Origin of the sequence: Paraburkholderia sp. J11-2, assembly GCF_905220185.1 — a bacterium.
Lineage (GTDB): Bacteria > Pseudomonadota > Gammaproteobacteria > Burkholderiales > Burkholderiaceae > Paraburkholderia.
The window spans coordinates 306,626-321,921 of sequence record NZ_CAJMYY010000003.1 but is presented as its reverse complement, the minus strand read 5'-3'; the positions used below and the strand labels follow the sequence as shown (position 1 = coordinate 321,921).

Annotated in this window: 13 protein-coding genes; 11 read left to right on the top strand and 2 right to left on the bottom strand. The window is 63.4% G+C overall.

Annotated features, from left to right (window positions below):
* The first annotated feature begins 246 nt into the window (after positions 1–246).
* From aceE to lpdA, 3 genes are all read left to right on the top strand, one after another.
* Positions 247–2,943 carry a pyruvate dehydrogenase (acetyl-transferring), homodimeric type gene (gene aceE / locus U5A57_RS05870; protein WP_321908985.1) on the top strand — a complete coding sequence of 899 codons (2,697 nt, stop codon included), beginning with the start codon at positions 247–249 and terminating at the stop codon, positions 2,941–2,943.
* Positions 2,944–3,021: 78 nt separating this feature from the next.
* A complete protein-coding gene (gene aceF / locus U5A57_RS05865) occupies positions 3,022–4,683 on the top strand; it encodes a dihydrolipoyllysine-residue acetyltransferase (protein ID WP_321908983.1) in 1,662 nt (553 codons plus the stop codon).
* Between the two features lie 95 nt (positions 4,684–4,778).
* Positions 4,779–6,548, top strand: a complete 1,770-nt coding sequence (lpdA, locus tag U5A57_RS05860) for a dihydrolipoyl dehydrogenase (protein ID WP_321908981.1) — start codon at positions 4,779–4,781, stop codon at positions 6,546–6,548.
* Between the two features lie 241 nt (positions 6,549–6,789).
* Here lpdA and U5A57_RS05855 read toward each other — a convergent pair whose 3' ends face one another.
* The gene (locus U5A57_RS05855; RefSeq protein ID WP_042264853.1) at positions 6,790–7,362 is read right to left on the bottom strand and encodes a phasin family protein; all 573 of its coding nucleotides are present in this window, start codon (positions 7,360–7,362) and stop codon (positions 6,790–6,792) included.
* 716 nt (positions 7,363–8,078) lie between these two features.
* On the opposite strand from U5A57_RS05855, the gene pbpG reads away from it, so the two are divergent.
* The 3 genes from pbpG to U5A57_RS05840 all read left to right on the top strand — a co-directional run bounded on the left by pbpG (position 8,079) and on the right by U5A57_RS05840 (position 10,316).
* Positions 8,079–9,263, top strand: a complete 1,185-nt coding sequence (gene pbpG / locus U5A57_RS05850; RefSeq protein WP_321908979.1) for a D-alanyl-D-alanine endopeptidase — start codon at positions 8,079–8,081, stop codon at positions 9,261–9,263.
* Between the two features lie 237 nt (positions 9,264–9,500).
* On the top strand, positions 9,501–9,788 hold the full coding sequence (locus U5A57_RS05845; protein WP_321908977.1) for a hypothetical protein: 288 nt from the start codon (positions 9,501–9,503) through the stop codon (positions 9,786–9,788).
* A gap of 3 nt (positions 9,789–9,791) precedes the next feature.
* A complete protein-coding gene (locus U5A57_RS05840; RefSeq protein WP_321908976.1) occupies positions 9,792–10,316 on the top strand; it encodes a DNA-binding protein in 525 nt (174 codons plus the stop codon).
* Positions 10,317–10,386: 70 nt separating this feature from the next.
* Here the strand turns inward: U5A57_RS05840 and U5A57_RS05835 are convergent, their stop codons facing one another.
* Entirely contained in the window at positions 10,387–11,187 is an 801-nt protein-coding gene (locus U5A57_RS05835) for an IclR family transcriptional regulator (protein WP_321908974.1), read from the bottom strand.
* A gap of 181 nt (positions 11,188–11,368) precedes the next feature.
* On the opposite strand from U5A57_RS05835, the gene U5A57_RS05830 reads away from it, so the two are divergent.
* From U5A57_RS05830 to iscR, 5 genes are all read left to right on the top strand, one after another.
* On the top strand, positions 11,369–12,091 hold the full coding sequence (locus U5A57_RS05830; RefSeq protein ID WP_321908971.1) for a (Fe-S)-binding protein: 723 nt from the start codon (positions 11,369–11,371) through the stop codon (positions 12,089–12,091).
* Positions 12,092–12,180: 89 nt separating this feature from the next.
* The gene (locus U5A57_RS05825; RefSeq protein WP_321908970.1) at positions 12,181–13,617 is read left to right on the top strand and encodes a lactate utilization protein B; all 1,437 of its coding nucleotides are present in this window, start codon (positions 12,181–12,183) and stop codon (positions 13,615–13,617) included.
* Positions 13,618–13,776: 159 nt separating this feature from the next.
* Entirely contained in the window at positions 13,777–14,007 is a 231-nt protein-coding gene (locus U5A57_RS05820) for a hypothetical protein (protein ID WP_321908968.1), read from the top strand.
* A gap of 103 nt (positions 14,008–14,110) precedes the next feature.
* Positions 14,111–14,593, top strand: a complete 483-nt coding sequence (locus U5A57_RS05815; protein ID WP_321908966.1) for a low molecular weight protein-tyrosine-phosphatase — start codon at positions 14,111–14,113, stop codon at positions 14,591–14,593.
* 154 nt (positions 14,594–14,747) lie between these two features.
* Positions 14,748–15,281: a Fe-S cluster assembly transcriptional regulator IscR gene (gene iscR, locus U5A57_RS05810; RefSeq protein ID WP_321908964.1), complete on the top strand. Its 534-nt coding sequence runs from the start codon at positions 14,748–14,750 to the stop codon at positions 15,279–15,281.
* The last annotated feature ends 15 nt before the right edge of the window (positions 15,282–15,296 follow it).

Genomic DNA, 15,296 nt, shown 5'->3' with positions numbered 1-15,296 from the left:
CGTAAATCGCCGATAAACGGGTGCAAACTGGCCGTTATCGGCACAGGGGCACGAACGATTAAGCGTGCGCTGCAGCAATTTTTCACATTATAAAATTGCATCTCGCAATTCGAAAATTTTGTTGCGCGATGGTCAGGGGGGTCATTACAATCGCCCCGAAGCTGCTGCGGTTGGCCCGGTCACGTCTTAAGCGTCGCCGCCCGCATGGTCCGATCAACAGCGTTCCCCTACATCCAGGAGACGAGCATGTCCGCTGTACCCGACGAAGTCCTCAAGTACGTTGCCGCCGACAAGGACGAGGATCCCCAGGAAACCGCCGAATGGCTCGAAGCGCTGGATGGCGTGATTTCGACGGTCGGCCCTGATCGCGCCCACTACCTGATCGAAAAGCAGATCGAATTCGCCCGCGTGCACGGCGAGCATCTGCCGTTCTCGGCGAACACGCCGTACATCAACACGATCCCCGTCGCCAACCAGGTGCAGAACCCGGGCGACCAGGACATCGAACACCGCATTCGCTCGTACACGCGCTGGAACGCCATGGCCATGGTGCTGCGTGCGGGCAAGCACACGAACGTGGGCGGCCACATCGCGTCGTTCGCCTCGGCGGCCACGCTTTACGACGTCGGCTACAACCACTTCTGGCGCGCGCCCTCGGCTGAGCATGGCGGCGACCTCGTGTTCGTGCAGGGCCACTCGTCGCCTGGCGTCTACTCGCGCGCGTTCCTGCTGGGCCGCCTGAGCGCGAACCAGCTCGACAACTTCCGTCAGGAAGTGGACGGCGGCGGCATTTCGTCGTACCCGCACCCGTGGCTGATGCCGGACTTCTGGCAGTTCCCGACCGTCTCGATGGGTCTCGGCCCGATCATGGCGATCTACCAGGCGCGCTTCATGAAGTACCTGCAGGCGCGCGGCATTGCGAAGACCGACGGCCGCAAGGTCTGGGCCTTCCTCGGCGACGGCGAGACGGACGAGCCGGAATCGCTCGGCGCGATCGGCATGGCCGGCCGCGAGCACCTGGACAACCTCGTGTTCGTCATCAACTGCAACCTGCAGCGTCTGGACGGCCCGGTGCGCGGCAACGGCAAGATCATCCAGGAACTCGAAAGTGAGTTCCGCGGCGCCGGCTGGAACGTCATCAAGGTCATCTGGGGCAGCCGCTGGGACGCCCTCTTCGCACGCGACAAGACGGGCGCGCTGATGCGCCGCATGATGGAAGTCGTCGACGGCGAATACCAGACGTACAAGTCGGAGTCGGGCGCGTTTGTTCGCGAACACTTCTTCAATACGCCTGAACTGAAGGCACTCGTCGCCGACTGGTCCGACGACGACATCTGGAACCTGAACCGCGGCGGCCACGACCCGCACAAGATCTACGCGGCGTTCCATCAAGCCCAGCACGCGAAGGGTCAGCCGACCCTCATCCTCGCGAAGACGATCAAGGGCTATGGCATGGGCGAAGCTGGCCAGGCCATGAACATCACCCACCAGCAGAAGAAGATGCAGGTGGATCAGCTCAAGAAGTTCCGCGACCAGTTCCGCCTGCCGATCACGGACGAGCAGATCGTCGACGTGCCGTACCTCACGTTCGAGGAAGGTTCGAAGGAACTGGACTACATGCGCCAGAAGCGCATGGATCTCGGCGGTTACCTGCCGGCGCGCCGCCAGAAGGCCGAGTCGCTGCCGGTGCCGGCGCTCGACGCGTTCGAGCCGCTGCTCAAGGGCACGGGCGAAGGCCGCGAGATCTCCACGACGATGGCGTTCGTGCGGATCCTGAACATCCTCTTGAAGGACAAGGCGCTCGGCAAGCGCGTCGTGCCGATCGTGCCGGACGAGTCGCGTACCTTCGGTATGGAAGGCCTGTTCCGCCAGATCGGTATCTGGAACCAGGAAGGCCAGAAGTACGTGCCGGAAGATTCCGACCAGCTGATGTTCTACAAGGAATCGCAGACGGGCCAGATTCTCCAGGAAGGCATCAACGAAGCCGGCGGCATGTGTGACTGGATCGCAGCCGCGACGTCGTACTCGACGCACGGCGAGATCATGGTGCCGTTCTACATCTTCTATTCGATGTTCGGCCTCCAGCGCATCGGCGACCTGGTGTGGGCGGCGGGCGACATGCGTTCGCGCGGCTTCCTGCTGGGCGGCACGGCTGGCCGCACGACGCTCAACGGCGAAGGTCTGCAGCACGAAGACGGCCACTCGCTCCTGTGGGCCGCTTCGGTCCCGAACTGCGTGAACTACGACCCGACGTTCGGCTATGAACTCGCGGTCATCATGCAGGACGGTCTGCGCCGCATGGTGCAGGAGCAGGAAGACGTGTTCTATTACATCACCGTGATGAACGAGAACTACGAGCACCCGGCGATTCCGCAGGGCGAGCACGTGGCGGCCGACATCATCAAGGGCATGTATGCGTTCCGCAAGGGCGCCGACAACGCCAAGGCGCCGCGCGTGCAGCTCATGGGCGCGGGCACGATCTTCAACGAAGTGATCGCCGCGGCCGACCTGCTGAAGAACGACTGGGGCGTCGAAGCCGACCTCTGGAGCGTGCCGAGCTTCACCGAACTCGCGCGTGAAGGTCACGAAGTCGAGCGCTGGAACCTGCTGCACCCGAGCGAGCCGCGCCGCGAATCGCACGTCGAGAAGCTGCTCAAGGACACGCAAGGTCCGGTCATCGCTTCGACTGACTACGTGCGTGCGCTGGTCGACCAGATCCGTGGTCTCGTGCCGCGCAAGTTCGTGGTGCTCGGCACCGACGGCTTCGGCCGCTCGGACACGCGTGAAAAGCTGCGTCACTTCTTCGAAGTCGATCGTTACTGGACCACGGTTGCGGCGCTCAACGCGCTCGCGGACGAAGGCAAGATCGAGCGCAAGGTGGTTGGCGAAGCCATCGCCAAGTACAACCTCGATCCGTCCAAACCCAACCCGATGACCGTCTAACCCATCACCCCTGTGCATGGCATGTGCGCCTCCCCGAAGCGGGGAGGCGTGTTGTATGCGGCCCCGGAGACACTAACAATGAGTCAAGCGATCGAAGTCAAGGTGCCGGACATCGGCGATTACAAGGACATTCCTGTAATCGAGGTGCTGGTGAAGGCGGGCGATACCGTCGAAAAAGAGCAGTCCCTCGTTACGCTCGAGTCGGACAAGGCGACCATGGATGTGCCGAGCCCGGCGTCGGGCACGGTCAAGGAAGTGAAGGTCAAGGTCGGCGACAACGTGTCGGAAGGCTCGCTCGTGCTGGTCCTCGACGGCGCTGGCGCCGCTGCGGCTCCTGCTGCCGCGCCTGCCCCGGCACCGGCTGCCGCTGCACCGGCTCCCGCCGCTGCACCCGCACCGGCCGCCGCACCCGCCGCCGCGAGCGGCGGCGTGCAGTCCGTCAAGGTCCCCGACATCGGCGACTACAAGGACGTACCGGTCATCGAGATTGGCGTGAAGGTTGGCGACCGCGTCGAGAAGGAGCAGTCGCTCGTCACGCTCGAATCGGACAAAGCGACGATGGACGTGCCGAGCCCGGTGGCTGGCGTGGTCAAGGAAATCAAGGTCAAGGTCGGCGACAACGTGTCGGAAGGCACCGAGATCGTCATCGTCGAAGCCGAAGGCGCTTCGGCTGCGGCCGCCGCACCCGCGCAGAAAGCGCCGGTCGAACAACCGTCCGACGCGCCACAAGCCGCACCGGCCAAGCCCGCGCCGGCCGCACCGTCGGCACTCGCACAGGCGCCGATCATTCCGGCAGGCGAAGGCGGCGCGCGCCGTCCGAGCCACGCTTCGCCTTCCGTGCGCAAGTTCGCGCGCGAACTCGGCGTGGACGTTGGCCGCGTGGCGGGCACGGGCCCCAAGGGCCGCATCACGCAGGACGACGTCACCGCGTTCGTGAAGGGCGTGATGACGGGCGCGCTGGCGGCACCGGCTGCGGCTGCTGCCGCTCCGGCGGGCGGCGGCGCGGGCCTGAACCTGCTGCCGTGGCCGAAGGTCGACTTCACGAAGTTCGGCCCGATCGACACGCAACCGCTCTCGCGCATCAAGAAGATCTCGGGCGCGAACCTGCACCGCAACTGGGTCATGATCCCGCACGTCACGAACAACGACGAAGCGGACATCACCGACCTCGAAGCGCTGCGTGTGCAGCTGAACAAGGAAAACGAGAAGGCGGGCGTGAAGTTCACGATGCTCGCGTTCGTCATCAAGGCCTGCGTCGCCGCGCTCAAGAAGTTCCCGGCGTTCAACGCGAGCCTCGACGGCGACAACCTCGTCTTCAAGCAGTACTACCACATCGGTTTCGCCGCCGACACGCCGAATGGCCTCGTCGTGCCGGTGATCCGCGACGCGGACAAGAAGGGTCTTGTCGACATCGCCAAGGAAATGGCCGAGCTCTCGAAGCTCGCGCGCGAAGGCAAGCTCAAGCCGGACCAGATGCAAGGCGGCTGCTTCTCGATCTCGTCGCTCGGCGGCATCGGCGGCACGCATTTCACGCCGATCATCAACGCGCCGGAAGTGGCGATCCTCGGCCTGTCGAAGAGCGCGATGAAGCCGGTGTGGGACGGCAAGCAGTTCGTGCCGCGCCTCACGCTGCCGCTGTCGCTCTCGTACGATCACCGCGTGATCGACGGTGCAGCTGCCGCGCGCTTCAACGCGTACCTCGCTTCGATCCTCGGCGATTTCCGCCGCGTGATTCTGTAAAACCGATCTGACCGGCTCGCGCTGCCGCGCCGCACGTTCATGACGTGCGCGCAGCGGCAGGCGCGGCCGGTCATCCTTTAGGGGTAGGGGACACCATGAGTCTCGTCGAAGTGAAAGTGCCGGATATCGGCGACTTCAAGGACATCGACGTCATCGAAGTCAACATCAAGGCGGGCGACGTCATCGAGAAAGAGCAGACGCTGCTCTCGCTCGAGTCGGACAAGGCCACGATGGAAGTGCCCAGCGACGTCGCGGGCACGGTCAAGGAAGTGAAGATCAAGGCTGGCGACAAGGCTTCGCAAGGCACGGTGATCGCGCTGGTCGAAGCCGCCGTTGGCGCGGCCGCGCCCGCGCCGAAGGCCGAAGCGCCCAAGGCCGCTGAAGCGCCCAAGGCTGCCGAAGCACCGAAGGCCGCAGCGCCGGCACCGCAAGCCGGCAGCTTCAGCGGCAGCGCCGACGTCGAATGCGACATGCTCGTGCTTGGCGCCGGCCCCGGCGGCTACTCGGCAGCGTTCCGCTCCGCCGACCTTGGTATGAAGACCGTGCTGGTCGAGCGTTATTCGACGCTCGGCGGCGTGTGCCTGAACGTGGGCTGCATTCCGTCGAAGGCGCTGCTGCATACGGCGCTCGTGATCGACGAAGCCGAAGCGCTCGGCTCGCACGGCATCACGTTCGGCAAGCCGCAGATCGATCTGGACAAGCTGCGCGACTTCAAGTCGGGCGTCGTCAAGAAGCTCACGGGCGGCCTCGCCGGCATGGCGAAGGCGCGCAAGGTCGAAGTCGTGACGGGCGTGGGCGCGTTCCTCGACCCGAACCACATGGAAGTGGTGGGCGAGAACGGCAAGAAGATCGTCAAGTTCAAGCAGGCGATCATCGCTGCCGGCTCGCAAGCCGTGAAGCTGCCGTTCATGCCGGAAGACCCGCGCGTGGTCGATTCCACCGGCGCGCTGGAACTGCGTCAGATTCCGCAGAAGATGCTCGTGATCGGCGGCGGCATCATTGGTCTCGAAATGGCGACTGTCTACGCGACGCTTGGTGCGCAGATCGACGTCGTGGAAATGCTCGACGGCCTGATGGCGGGCGCGGACCGCGATCTCGTGAAGGTCTGGGAAAAGTACAACGCGAAGCGCTTCGCGAACGTCATGCTCAAGACCAGGACCACGAAGGCCGAGGCGAAGGACGACGGCATTTATGTGTCGTTCGAGGGTGAGAAGGCGCCGGCCGAGCCGCAGCGCTACGACCTCGTGCTGGTCGCCGTGGGCCGCTCGCCCAACGGCAAGAAGATCGGCGCGGACAAGGCCGGCGTGGCGGTGACGGATCGCGGCTTCATCGACGTCGACAAGCAGATGCGCACCAACGTGCCGCACATCTTCGCGATCGGCGATGTGGTCGGCCAGCCGATGCTCGCGCACAAGGCCGTGCACGAAGGCCACGTGGCGGCGGAAGCGGCGCATGGCGAGAAGGCGTACTTCGACGCGCTGCAGATTCCGTCGGTGGCCTACACCGATCCGGAAGTGGCGTGGGCCGGCAAGACCGAAGAGCAGTGCAAGGCCGAAGGCATCAAGTACGGCAAGGCAGTGTTCCCTTGGGCCGCTTCGGGCCGCGCGATCGCTAACGGCCGCGACGAGGGCTTTACCAAGCTGATCTTCGACGAAGAGACGCATCGCGTGATCGGCGGCGGTATCGTCGGCCTGAACGCGGGCGACCTCATCAGCGAAGTGTGCCTCGCCGTGGAAATGGGCGCGGATGCGACGGACATCGGCAAGACGATCCACCCGCACCCGACGCTGGGCGAGTCGATCGGCATGGCGGCCGAGTTGTACGAGGGTGTCTGTACAGACCTCCCGCCGCAGAAGAAGAAGTAAGTTCGTGTCGCGCCGCTCGTTGCGGCGCGCACGAAGAAACGGCGCACTCCGTGAGGAGTGCGCCGTTTGCATTTTGGGGTAACGCTCAGTGCTGCGTGATGTTGCGAGAGGCGCCGGAGCGTAAAAAAGATTCCCGGTCGGCGACCGGGCAAGTGACATGCCGGGCGGCATGCCGGAGCGTTCAGGTCCGACGCACGGTGCGCCGCTGCTGCTGCGCGCGCACCGGTTCAATGTGCAACGTTCAGACCGTCTTCTTGGCCGAAGCGGCAGCCGAGCGCGACGCCTGGGCGGCAGCCTTGCTCGCAGCAGCGGTGGCGGCGTTGAAGTTGCTTTCCGCCATTTCCACGGCTTGCTTCGTAGCCTTGTGGACCGTTTCGTAGGTCGTGTTCGCGGCGTTGATGGCCGACTTGATCACGGCAACTGCGGTTTCCGAGCCAGCCGGTGCGTTCTTCGCGACGTTGTCGACGAGCGATTGAACCTTGCGGTTCTGCTCTTCGTAGTGGGCTTCGGCGACCTTCGCAAACTCAGCCTGGGTGGCCGAGGCGATTTCATACACATGACGGCCGTACGACAGCAGCTTTTCGGTCAGCGGCTGGGCATAGCTCGTTTGCAGGGCCAGGAATTCCTGCGCGTCCTTCACCGACAGTGCGCGCTGGGCGTGTTCCTGCGATTCCGCCAGATTCGAGCGGACAGCCTGAAGGTTCAATTCGACGAGCTTTTCCACGCCTTCGAATGCCTTGCCGGTGAGGCCGAACAGGGTTTCGAGGTTGGCTTTCTGGGCAGCGGCGAATTGCTCAGGGGTCAGCAGACTCATGTTTACGCTCCTGTATGTCGGCGGCCTTCGTGGGTCGCCTGAAGTAAGTGGCACGGCGCTGGTGCTCTGTCACTCGCTTTGTGCGTCGCAACATTGACTCGATTTTAGGATGCTCCGGAAGAAAGTCAAGGCTTTTTGGTGCGTCGCACAATGTCGATAATTTATTATTAAACAGTCACTTATGCCTCGCGCATGGCGCAGGTGCGACAACGGCGCCGACGCCCCAAGGCGCTAGCCCCACGGCGGGTTGCGGGCGGCGGCGGGCAGGGTGAGGCAAGCGCGGAAACGCGGCTTCTGGCAAGATGCGGCATGGATCACATGAACGCGCCTATGGGATTTGTCCTGGGTGCGTACACCAAATTCCTACATGGAACGTTAATGATCCATTGCGGTCGAACGCGCGTCGCGCGGCACGGCGGCACTGGTGGTCAGGCAATCTCACCCGTATTTTCCTCAGTTCAAGTTCCGTACGACGAACGCCGTTAACGCAGCAAGCGCACTGTGCGTGCGCCGCAAACGTTATCAGCAGGCGGCGCCGTGGCGAGAGGAGCGGCTTGGGCAATTGTCTGACTCCATCGAATGCGGGAAGTGCATTGGCCAGCTCAATCGAAGGTCATACTTCGGTTTAATGAGCGCCGATAAGTGCTTCAATTTGCGAATTTTTCGTGGTTTTACTACACTTGGCGAACGATCCCGCCGCTCCATCAAGAACACCAATGAAATCCGACAAGCTCCTGTCGTTCTCACTGATGCCGTCGTCGGTTATCAGCACCGCGTTGTCGGTTGCTATTTCCGTCGCGATCAGTGCGACGCTCGTGGCGCCTGAGGGCGCCTTTGCTGCGTCGCAAGACGCTGCACCGGCCAAAACGGCCAAGGCGAAAAAGGCCACCAAGAAGGTTGCGAAGGCTGAGCCGGAATCGGCAAAGGCCACCAAAAAGGCGGGCGCAACCCGTACCGTCGCCGCGAAAGACGACGATGCGCGTCCGGTGGCGAAAAAGCGCCGCGTCACTTATACGATGAACGGCCGCCATCATTCGGCGGTGCGCCGTGTCGCGTTCGAACCGCGCCAGCCGACCGTCGGTCAGGCGTTCGGTCTGCACGAGACGCCTGACTCGCTGATGCTGCGCTCGGGCGTTGCGTACGTGGTCGACCAGAACACGCTCGAGCCGCTGTTCGACAAGAACTCGCACGCCGTCGTGCCGATCGCCTCGATCTCGAAGCTCATGACGGCGATGGTCGTGCTCGACTCGAAGGAGTCGCTCTCGGAGCAAATCGAAGTCACGGACGAAGACCGCGACTACGAAAAGAACACGGGCTCGCGTCTTTCCGTGGGCTCGGTGCTCTCGCGCGAAGACATGCTGCACATCGCGTTGATGGCCTCGGAAAACCGTGCGGCGGCAGCGCTCTCGCGCTATTACCCGGGTGGCCGTCCGGCGTTCATCGCGGCGATGAACGCGAAGGCAAAGCAACTCGGCATGACCGATACGCACTTCGAGAATTCCACGGGGCTCACGAGCCACAACGTCTCGACCGCGCGTGACCTTGTGAAGATGGTGAATGCGGCCTACCAGTACCCGATGATTCGCCAGTTCTCGACCGACCGCAGCTACGACGTGTTCACGGGCAAGCGCAACCTCGCCTACAACAGCACGAACGCGTTGGTCCGCAATGCGTCGTGGGACATCGGCTTGCAGAAGACGGGCTTCATCAACGAAGCGGGTGAATGCCTCGTCATGCAGACGACGGTTCATAATCGTCCGGTGATCATGGTCCTGCTCGATTCGAGCGGAAAGTATTCGCGCTTCGCGGATGCAACGCGCGTACGCACGTGGCTCGACAATGGCGGCGCCGACCAGCAGCCGCGCATTACGAGCGCCGACGCAGGCGGTCCTGGCACCTGATCCCAGTCGTTTCCGATTTACCCGACAAACGCCCCGCAACTGCGGGGCGTTTTGCTTTCTGATGCGTGGTGGTCGTCCTATGACGATCGGCAGACTGTCTCGTCATTTGGTTCGTCGGCAACATTGCCCGGTAAGTACCTGGCGCCCATTCCCGCCTGGCTTTTGTGCCCGGTGATACGGGGTTTTGATGGTTGTCAATTGACAACCAATCCGACGATGCATACACTGAGTTTGTCGATGAGACGTTCGCACCCAAAGAAAGAGATCGAAGCCGTGCTTGCTTACGCCGAGAAACAAGGCTGGTTAGTTCAGCCAGGTAAAGGCCACGGGCACGCGTGGGGTCGCATGTACTGCCCATACAACGATGCCGCCTGTCGTTGCGGGGAATTCTGCATCACGAGCATCTGGACCACGCCGCGTAACGCGGGCAATCATGCCTATGTGCTCAAACGAGTGGTCGACAATTGCACGACCCATCGTAACAACGCGGCAGCCGCATGTGCGGCGGCCGTTGCGCCGGAGTAACGCATGGATTATCTGTTCACTCTCAAGTACCAACTGCCGGCCGAAGACAGCGATCACGAGGCGCTCGTGGAGCGCCTCGCCGTCGCAGGCTGCGACGACGCGACAATCGGCGTTGGGTTGCCAGGTCGAATCGCGCTGACGTTCATGCGCGACAGTGCGAATGCATGGTCGGCAATCTATTCGGCGCTGCAAGACGTCAAAAAGGCGGTGCCTGCCGCGCGCCTCGTAGAAGCCGCGCCAGATTTCGTCGGCTTGACCGATGCCGCCGACTTGACCGGCATGTCGCGCCAGAACTTGCGCAAGCTGATGCTCGGGCACGCGGCGGAATTTCCCCAGCCCGTGCACGAGGGCAATCCGTCGCTATGGCATTTGAGCGACATCCTGGCCTGGCTGACGGGTCGCGACGGATACAGCATCGACTCGGCGCTGCTCGAAACGGCGCGCACGGCGAAGCAGGTGAATCTCGCAAAAGAAGCGCGCCATCTCGATACGAAGCTGAATCGCAAGCTCGATGAACTGGTGGTGTGAGGACGGCGGCGAGCCAAAAAAAAAGCGGAGGGCACGCCTCCGCTCTTCTCGATTCTGCCTCGCGCTGACTTCACGCGGGCTGCGCGTTGCCTTCAGCGGGCTCCGCGTGATAGCCCAGCGACTCCGAAATCGTGAGCGCCGTCTTGCTCAATTGACCGAGCCACGAATCTTGCAACCGATCCGCGGGCGCGGAGAGCGAAAGGCCTGCTACGAGCTTGCCGGTATCGTCGTAGATGCCAGCGGCGATGCACCGTACGCCGAGTTCGAGCTCCTCGTTGTCACGTGCGCAGAACTGCTGGCGTACGTGGGCGAGTTCGCGCTCGAGGCGCCCAAGGTCGGTAATGCTGTTGCGCGTATGGCCCGAAAGGCCGGTGCGCGTGGCGTAGGCGCGCACGCGGTTCGCTTCGTCGGCGGCGAGAAAGAGCTTGCCGACCGAAGTGAGGTGCAGCGGGGCCCGGCCGCCAATGGCGCGCACCACCTGCATGCCCGAGCGCTCCGAGTAGGCGCGTTCGATATAGACGATTTCGTCGCCCTGGCGCACAGAGAGGTTGACGGTCTGACCCGTGAGGCGGTGCAGTTCGCGCATCGGTGTGAGCGCCGCGTCGCGCACGGAAAGGCGTGCCTTCACCAGGTTGCCGAGTTCGAGCAGCCGCATGCCAAGCCGGTAGGTGCCCGGGTCGGACCGGTCGACGAGCCGGCAGCTCACCATATCGTTCAGGATGCGGTGCGCAGTCGAAGGGTGCAGTTCGGTGCGCTGCGCGAGTTCCTTCAGGCTGACCGGGTCGCTGTGCGCGGCCAGCGCGTCGAGCAGGCGCATCATGCGCTCGATCACCTGAATCGAGGTCTTCGGATCTGGATGGGTGTCGCTCATGAGTTCAGATTCGTTTGACGCTTGAGGCGGAAATGCATTGTATCTCGTATTGTGAAAAAAGTAAGCGGTAGGGCGGAGGCTTGTGCTGCGCTGCGGCGGGCCGGCGAGGGTGATGCAGACCCGCGTTGGTCGTGGCGACGAAACAGCGGATAATCGGGGACGGTTTTAACGAGGAGTCCCCATGCGAGTCGGTTTGTTCGTCACGTGCCTCATCGACACGATGCGTCCGGAAATTGGCTTTTCGGCGCTCAAATTGCTCGAAGAGGCAGGCTATGAAGTCGTCGTGCCGCCTGCGCAGACCTGCTGCGGCCAGCCGGCCTACAACTCAGGCGAGCGCGCGCTCGCGCGTGATCTCGCGGAAAAGACGCTGCGCGAATTCGAGCAGTTCGACTATGTCGTCGTCCCATCGGGCTCCTGCGGCGGCATGATCCGCGTGCACTACGGCGACCTGTTCCGGGACGATCCGGAACTGATGGGGCGCTACGGCAAGTTGCGTGAGCGCGTCTACGAACTCACGGATTTCCTCGTCAACGTCGCGAAGGTCACGCTGCCGCAAGGGGAGTTCAGCGGGCCGGTGACCTACCACGACTCGTGCTCTGGCCTGCGCGAACTTGGCGTGAAGGCACAGCCGCGCACATTGCTCGCCCAGCGCGGCGTCGAAGTGCATGAGATGAAGGATTGCGAGCACTGCTGTGGTTTCGGCGGCACCTTTGCCGTGAAGTACGGTGACATTTCGACGGCCATTGCCGACGAAAAATGCGCAAATGTTCAGGCGAGCGGCACGGGCGCCGTGGTGCTCGGCGACCTCGGCTGCATGCTGAATATCGAAGGCCGCCTGCGCCGCACCGGCGACACCGCCACGCGCGTGCTGCACGTTGCCCAGGTGCTGGCAGGCGACGTGTGATGCGCCGCTGGTTGCCATCGCGCCTTTTGCGCGCAGTGCACGAATAGCCCCAGATCCTGCCGAACACCGCACAACATCGCCCACACGCCATGCAAGTCCAATCGATGCAGTTCAAGGCGCGCGCCGGTCAGAAGCTGGCCGATGAGCGCCTGCAGCACAACCTCAAGAAGCTCTCGACGAAGTTCGTCTCGGCGCGCGCCGAGGCGATCACCGCGATCGATTTCCCCGCCACGCGCGCCGCGCTCAAGGCGCGCCGCAACCGCGCGCTCGAGAATCTCGATGTCTGGCTCGAACAGTTCGAAACCGAGGCAACGCGGCGCGGCGTGACCGTGCTCTACGCGGAAACGGCGCAGGATGCGGCGAAGCTCGTCGCGGACATCGCGCGGCGCCACGACGTGCACAAGGTCATCAAGACCAAGTCGATGGTTTCGGAGGAAATGCGGCTCAATACGGTGCTCGCGGAAATGGGCGTGCAGTCCATCGAGACCGATCTGGGCGAGTACATCCTGCAGATCAACGACAACGAGCCGCCGAGCCACATCATTGCGCCCGTCGTCCACAAGGACAAGGATGAAATCGCCGATCTCTTCGCGAAAACGCACGACAAACCGCGTCTGACCGAAATCCCCGATATGACGCGTGAGGCGCGTGAAGTCCTGCGTCCGCATTTTCTCTCGGCGGATATGGGCGTGACGGGTGGCAACTTCCTCGTCGCGGAAACCGGCTCGGTCGTGCTCGTGACCAACGAAGGCAACGAGGGCATGTGCACGGTGATGCCGCGCGTGCATGTGGCGGTGACGGGCATCGAGAAGGTGCTGCCTACGCTTGAAGACCTCGCGACGGCCATGCGTCTGTTGCCGCGCTCGGCAACGGGGCAGGCCACGTCGAACTATTTCTCGGTTTTGACGGGCCCGCGCGGACCCGAAGACCAGGACGGCCCGGAGCATATGTACGTCGTACTCGTGGACGGCGGCCGCACTGGCCTGATTGGCGGGGAATTCCAGGAGATGCTGCGCTGCATCCGTTGCGGGGCGTGCATGAACCACTGCCCTGTCTATCAGAAGGTGGGCGGCCATGCGTACGGCTGGGTCTACCCGGGACCGATGGGCTCCGTGCTCACGCCAAGCTACGTTGGTCTCGAAAAGACGCTCGATCTTCCTCAGGCCGCTACGCTCTGCGGCGAGTGCAATAGCGTCTGCCCGGTGGGCATTCCGCTGTCGGATTTGCTGCGCAAACTGCGCGAGAAGCAAGCGGAGCGGCATCTGCGCCCGTGGCGCGAGCGTGCGGCGCTCGCCGCGTGGGGCTGGCTCGCGCTGCATCCAACGGCCTACGCATTGCTCACCAAACTCGGCGTGCGGATCCTGGAGCGCATGGGCGGCCAGGCCCGGCTCATTCGCAAGCTGCCATTTGCGCGTGGCTGGACCAACGGGCGCGACATGCCCGCGCCGGTCGGCCGCACGTTCCGCGAACTGTACGCGGCGCGGCACACGCATCTGGACACGACAAAGCGCCCCGAACAGGCCTGACGCGCGCCCATCGGTCAAGCTCAGGTCGCCGACTATTTAAGCTGGCGCAACAGTGTGTTCGTCCGGACCGGGTTTTTCCTGATTGCGACTCTCTATATCATCTCGACTGGCGATAGTGCGTCCGCACCTGTCGCTTCACAGTCGATAGAGAGTCGCATCATGAGAAAGAAAATAACGGTGTACTGGCCGCTGGCGCTGATCGTGCCGCTCGCGGTGATCGCATGGGTCCATGCATGGAAAACCGCCGAGCAGCAAATGCCGCTCGCAGCCGATCAGGTCACGGCGGAACTTGCGCGCGCGGTCTCGTATGGCCTCGTGGGCAGCGAAGGCAAGACGCCGGTGAAGGCAATGAACAGTATTGCGCCGCTGCCGCGAGCCAGCGCGATCTGACGATCCCGCTGGCGTCAACGCGCAGCGCGCACTTCGTGCGCTTTGTATAATTCAAGATTCGCCTGCGCGCACTGAACGCCGACCGCTGTTTCAGCCCCCACGAATGAAAAAGGTTTCCGTCTGCTTCGTTTGTCTTGGCAACATCTGCCGCTCGCCCACGGCCGAGGCCGTGATGTTGCGCCTCGTGGATGAAGCGGGGTTGGCGGGGCACGTCGAGGTCGATTCGGCGGGCACGGGTGACTGGCACATCGGCGAGGCGCCCGACGCGCGCGCGCAGCGGGCAGGCGGCCAGCGCGGCTACGATCTCGCGCCGTTGCGCGCCCGCCAGATCGCTGCCGAGGACTTCGGCCGCTTCGACCTGATCGTGGCGATGGACGACGCGAACGTCAGCGCGCTTCAGGATGTCTGCCCGGCGAGCGAGCGCGACAAGATCCGTTTGTTGATGGAGTTCGCACCGCAGGCGCAAGCGCGGGTGGTAGTCGATCCCTATTTCGGCGGCGACGCAGGCTTCGAAATGGTGCTCGATCAGTGCGAGGCTGCCTGCGCGGGTCTGCTCGCCGCATTGCGTGGGCAACTGGCGGACTGAGATGAGCGGCGTGGATCTGCCGGATGCAGAAATCGCGCCATTTTTGCGATTCGCAGCGCACCTAATAACCCAGATCGCGACGTTGATACTTGACTAAACTAGTCATGTATTTATACTTGACGAAAATTGTCGAGAATTGCGGTTCCCCTACATCATGAGACTCACCACCAAAGGCCGTTTCGCCGTCACGGCGATGATTGACCTGGCCCTGCGCCAGGAGCAGGGCCCGGTGACGCTTGCGGGTATCAGCCAGCGGCAGCATATCTCGCTGTCGTACCTCGAACAGCTGTTCGGCAAGCTGCGCCGTCATGAAATCGTCGAATCGGTCCGCGGGCCGGGCGGCGGGTACAACCTCGCGCGTCGCGCGGAGGATGTCACGGTCGCGGACATCATCATCGCTGTGGACGAGCCGCTCGACGCCACGCAGTGCGGCGGCAAGGGCGCCTGCGAGGGCACCAAGCAGCACGACGGCCACTGCATGACGCACGAACTCTGGTCGACCCTGAACCAGAAAATGGTCGAGTACCTCGATTCGGTGTCGCTCAAGGATCTGGTGGACAAGCAGCGCGCCCGCGAAGGCGCCGCGCCCGCCGTCCTGCGCGACCGCCGCGCCGAGGCGCCGCCGGTGGAGCCGGTCAGGGCGGTGCCGCTAGGTCCGAACTCGATCTTCAACATGGCGGGTTCGTAGCCCCTTCGAGCGCCG

What these genes read in the sequence shown, in the direction of transcription:
- U5A57_RS05840 (WP_321908976.1), top strand. Translation starts at nt 9,792, where the DNA reads ATGGATTATCTGTTCACTCTCAAGTACCAACTGCCGGCCGAAGACAGC.
- U5A57_RS05825 (WP_321908970.1), top strand. Translation starts at nt 12,181, where the DNA reads ATGCAAGTCCAATCGATGCAGTTCAAGGCGCGCGCCGGTCAGAAGCTG.
- U5A57_RS05855 (WP_042264853.1), bottom strand. Translation starts at nt 7,362, where the DNA reads ATGAGTCTGCTGACCCCTGAGCAATTCGCCGCTGCCCAGAAAGCCAAC.
- pbpG (WP_321908979.1), top strand. Translation starts at nt 8,079, where the DNA reads ATGAAATCCGACAAGCTCCTGTCGTTCTCACTGATGCCGTCGTCGGTT.
- U5A57_RS05830 (WP_321908971.1), top strand. Translation starts at nt 11,369, where the DNA reads ATGCGAGTCGGTTTGTTCGTCACGTGCCTCATCGACACGATGCGTCCG.
- lpdA (WP_321908981.1), top strand. Translation starts at nt 4,779, where the DNA reads ATGAGTCTCGTCGAAGTGAAAGTGCCGGATATCGGCGACTTCAAGGAC.
- U5A57_RS05835 (WP_321908974.1), bottom strand. Translation starts at nt 11,187, where the DNA reads ATGAGCGACACCCATCCAGATCCGAAGACCTCGATTCAGGTGATCGAG.
- aceF (WP_321908983.1), top strand. Translation starts at nt 3,022, where the DNA reads ATGAGTCAAGCGATCGAAGTCAAGGTGCCGGACATCGGCGATTACAAG.
- iscR (WP_321908964.1), top strand. Translation starts at nt 14,748, where the DNA reads ATGAGACTCACCACCAAAGGCCGTTTCGCCGTCACGGCGATGATTGAC.
- U5A57_RS05845 (WP_321908977.1), top strand. Translation starts at nt 9,501, where the DNA reads ATGAGACGTTCGCACCCAAAGAAAGAGATCGAAGCCGTGCTTGCTTAC.
- U5A57_RS05815 (WP_321908966.1), top strand. Translation starts at nt 14,111, where the DNA reads ATGAAAAAGGTTTCCGTCTGCTTCGTTTGTCTTGGCAACATCTGCCGC.
- aceE (WP_321908985.1), top strand. Translation starts at nt 247, where the DNA reads ATGTCCGCTGTACCCGACGAAGTCCTCAAGTACGTTGCCGCCGACAAG.
- U5A57_RS05820 (WP_321908968.1), top strand. Translation starts at nt 13,777, where the DNA reads ATGAGAAAGAAAATAACGGTGTACTGGCCGCTGGCGCTGATCGTGCCG.